The sequence below is a fragment of the Chryseobacterium sp. SIMBA_028 genome, from assembly GCF_046535285.1.
Taxonomy (GTDB): domain Bacteria; phylum Bacteroidota; class Bacteroidia; order Flavobacteriales; family Weeksellaceae; genus Chryseobacterium.
This window is the reverse complement of the sequence record NZ_JAWRWZ010000184.1, coordinates 1-279: the sequence shown is the minus strand read 5'-3', so window position 1 is coordinate 279 and position 279 is coordinate 1. Positions and strand designations below refer to the sequence as shown.

The 279-nt window shown below is 38.0% G+C and carries 1 protein-coding gene; it reads left to right on the top strand.

All coding sequences use genetic code 11. The features are described 5' to 3' along the window. A partial coding sequence (locus SCA31_RS23070; protein WP_410699362.1) for an NAD(P)H-binding protein occupies nucleotides 1-279 on the top strand: 279 nt, incomplete at both ends.

Below are 279 nucleotides of genomic sequence, written 5' to 3'. Positions count from 1 at the left end.
GTAAGAAACAAAAACAGACTTTCCAAAGACCTTTCGGATGATTGTGAAATTATAGAAGGAGATGCATTGAATTTCATTGATATCAAAAACGCCGTAAAAGGAAAGGACATTGTTTACATCAACCTCGATGGCGATTTGGAGACAATGACGAACAACATCGTACTGGCTATGCAGGAAGAGAAGGTAAAGAGAATCATTGGGATCAGCTCTATTGGGATTTACAATGTTCCGTTGAGACCTGTTTTGGTTCCTTACAGAAAATTGGCGGATATTATTGAA